The organism is Rhodopirellula sp. JB055, assembly GCF_043100905.1.
Classification (GTDB): Bacteria; Planctomycetota; Planctomycetia; order Pirellulales; family Pirellulaceae; genus Rhodopirellula.
This window is the reverse complement of sequence record NZ_JBICHO010000284.1, coordinates 1-3,007: the sequence shown is the minus strand read 5'-3', so window position 1 is coordinate 3,007 and position 3,007 is coordinate 1. Positions and strand designations below refer to the sequence as shown.

Sequence of the window (3,007 nt, the reverse complement as noted above, 5' to 3'; positions counted from 1 at the left end):
GGTGCCAGGTCATGACCTGGCCTACGTCGGCGCTGAATCTCTGGCTGCGATTTTGCAATTCGAATTTTTTTATGGAACCTTTCCAGTTCCCAGGTCTGAGTCGCTGCAATGGTAGGCCAGGCCCCGCCTGGCATGGTGAATGGCCGGCGCGTTTGGGAGCTTGCAGATGAGGTGATTGGACGCCTCGCTTTGTTCCAAAGCATCGGCTGGGTGCCAGGTCATGACCTGGCCTACGTCGGCGCTGGCACATCAGCACCAACCAACCCGCGCCCTTTCCGGCTTGCAAACCAGCCTCTTCATTCAGCATCGCCCTCTTTCAGTCGTTACATTCGGACCAGCCTGCGTAGAAAACAAATGAATTCGTGGCGGAGAGCTCCTTGGCTTCTGTTGCGGGCTAGGGTTTCAGGCAGCGTACGCTGCCGAATTCGGATGACATTGAGGTCGGATAGAGCAAGAATTTTCTTTGGGAGGTAAGCAGCGTGTTTTTTATGGTTGGGTTGATGATGGGAGTCGGCTTTTATGCCGCTCTCAAGGTTCTGGTCGGGTGTTTGTACACCGTGCGACCGGATCAGCGAGCGGTCGTCACGACCTTTGGGGCGGTGAAACGTCTTGGGGCGGGATCCGATGGTCCAGTTCTTTCGGATGACGAACGGGAACGCTATGAGTACCCGCAAGTCGAAGTGATCGGTCCCGGCGGACCGTATTTCAAGTTGCCTTGGCAGCGGGTTCACAAGGTCAGCGTCGCGACTCAAACGGTCGATCTGACGTGGGACCCATCCAAGGCTCAAAGCACGATCGAAGCGGTCACCAAAGACAACCTGACCACGGGAGTCAACGGCCAGATTCGCTACCGGATCAGCGAGAACAACCTCTACCCGTATCTGTTTGGCGTGGAGAGCCCGCTGGAGCATGTGATGGGGTATTTCGTCTCCGTGCTGCGTGAGCGGATTGCGAACTTTGTCGATCCCAAGGGACAAAGCTTGTTGGCCGATGCCGTTGCAGAAACTGAAGCAATCGCTGGCACAGGCGAAGGCGACATCGAATCGAAGTCGAGTGCGGTTGAACTTTCCGAAGGTGTTTCGATCAACGATTTGCGTAAAAACTTGCCGCTGTTGAATCAGTACATGGAAGAGCAGTGCCGTTCGACGACCGGCCGATACGGCATTGAGCTCGATGCCGCGTTGATCACCGAAATTGATCCTCCCGCCGAAGTCGACCGAGCCTTGTCGGCGATCAATAGCACACGCAACCAAGTTGCCGCTGACATCAGCACCGCGCGTGCGGATTCAGAGCAGCAGATCACGATGAGTGCTCGTGCGGTCGAGATTGCGACGAACAATGCTCAAGCCGAAGTGGCTCCACTTCATGAGCTTGCCGGGACGTTGATCAGCATCAAGTCCGAGGGCGGATCGGATTGCTTGAAGGCTTACTTGCGAAATCTGCGAGTGCCGTTGTTCAAACGCACTGAGCGTATTTATCAAAACGAATCAAAGATTGAAGGGAAGGCATAAGATGGATGTTCTTGGTTTTGTTCCCGGCTTCGTTTTCGGGTTGATGCTGGTTCCGATCTTGCTCGGATTCGCTCGTTTCTTTGGTTTGTATTGCTGCGTCGCTGAGTGTGAGTCGCAGGTCTTCACTTTGTTTGGCAAGGTGTTGGGTGAGATCAAAACGCCCGGTTTGCAATTCCCTTTGGTTCACTTTGGTGCCAAGGCGATGTTGATTCCCTTCTTTGGAAAGAAGTACGTCGTCGACACGGCGCTGCGTCAGCACTACTTGCGCAGCCAAATGGTCAATTCGGAAGAAGGCACTCCGATGGGCGTGGGGATTTGGTACGAGATGCAGGTGCAGGATCCGATTGCGTTCCTGTTCACCAATGCAAATCCGGACGGCTCGTTGCAGGCCAATGTGACCAGTTCGACGATCTCGACGCTGAGCAATTTGGAAATGGAAAAGATGCTCGAGGATCGGCACAGTCTTTCCCGAACTGTCCGGCAGGCGGTGTCGCCTCTGTCAGAAAAGTGGGGATATCGGTTGGGTTCGGTCTACATTCGAAAGGTCGCCTTTACCGACCGTCATATGGTCGAGAACATCACCGAAAAGGTCGTCAAACGATTGGTTCAGGTGACCAGTGCGATGAAGCAAGACGGTGAAAACCGTGTGGGTTTGATCAAGAGTGAGACCGCGCTGAAGGTGTCGAGTAAGATGGCCGAAGCCGCTGCGGCGCGTCCGAGCGTCGTGGGTGAAAAACTGAACGAGATCGCCAAGCGAGATCCCGAAATCCTCGAAGCGGTGCTTCAAGTGATGGAGGCTGAGAACTTGCTCGAGTCGGGGGCTTCGGTCAGTGTTTTGCCAAGCTCGGCGAATGTTCTGGTTCAAGCCAACTGAGCTTGCTCGTAGAGTCTGCCCAACACGCGATTTGAAATTCGATGCCGTTCACTCCGACACATGTTGCAGCGGCAATTCCAATCGCGTGGATGGCAAAGTGGCGATTGCCCTTCTCCGCTCTCGCGATCGGGTGTATGGTGCCCGACGCGGGCGTCTTCTTTCCGATGCTGTTTGACTACGAGTCGTTTCACAGCATCCGTGGGCTATTCATCGACTGCGTTCCAGTCGGCGTCGCTGCGTACTTTGTCTATCATTTGCTGATCAAGCAACCGGCGGTGGAGTTGCTGCCGGGGCTGTTGCGGAGTCGGGTTCGACCGATCGCGGATCGCCCGGTTTCGGTGGAGTGGCCATCGATTTTGTTGGTTGCGGTATGTGTTTTGGTAGGTGCGTCGACGCATGTGTTCTGGGATTCGTTCACGCATCAACATCGATGGGGATCGATGATTGCGTTGCCGTTTCTGTCATCCGAAGCGTTCTCGTTGTCCGATCGCAGCGTAAGATGGTATGCGGTGGCCCAGCACTTGTCGTCGCTGTTTTTGTTGCCGCCGATGGGCGTGTTTGCTCTGAGGTGGTTGTGGAAACAACCCGCCGGTGCACCGGAGCCCAAGCGAACTCGCATCCC

At 55.2% G+C, this 3,007-nt stretch carries 4 protein-coding genes and 1 pseudogene; 3 read left to right on the top strand and 2 right to left on the bottom strand.

The window, feature by feature from the left end; genetic code table 11:
• Together ACF8AM_RS11450 and ACF8AM_RS11445 are read right to left on the bottom strand one after the other, a co-directional pair.
• On the bottom strand, positions 1–176 hold a 176-nt coding region (locus tag ACF8AM_RS11450; protein ID WP_392555762.1), incomplete at its 3' end, for a hypothetical protein.
• Positions 169–222 (bottom strand): annotated as a pseudogene (locus tag ACF8AM_RS11445) (hypothetical protein); the annotation flags it as partial. The gene ACF8AM_RS11450 and the pseudogene ACF8AM_RS11445, both read right to left, overlap by 8 nt.
• A gap of 266 nt (positions 223–488) precedes the next feature.
• Between ACF8AM_RS11445 and ACF8AM_RS11440 the strand changes: the two are divergent.
• The 3 genes from ACF8AM_RS11440 to ACF8AM_RS11430 form a co-directional block, all read left to right on the top strand.
• The gene (locus ACF8AM_RS11440) at positions 489–1,511 is read left to right on the top strand and encodes an SPFH domain-containing protein (protein ID WP_392555761.1); all 1,023 of its coding nucleotides are present in this window, start codon (positions 489–491) and stop codon (positions 1,509–1,511) included.
• A 1-nt stretch (position 1,512) separates the two neighbouring features.
• Positions 1,513–2,385: an SPFH domain-containing protein gene (locus ACF8AM_RS11435; protein ID WP_392555760.1), complete on the top strand. Its 873-nt coding sequence runs from the start codon at positions 1,513–1,515 to the stop codon at positions 2,383–2,385.
• A gap of 41 nt (positions 2,386–2,426) precedes the next feature.
• Positions 2,427–3,007 (top strand): DUF4184 family protein (locus tag ACF8AM_RS11430; RefSeq protein ID WP_392555759.1); only part of this gene is annotated, 581 nt, incomplete at its 3' end.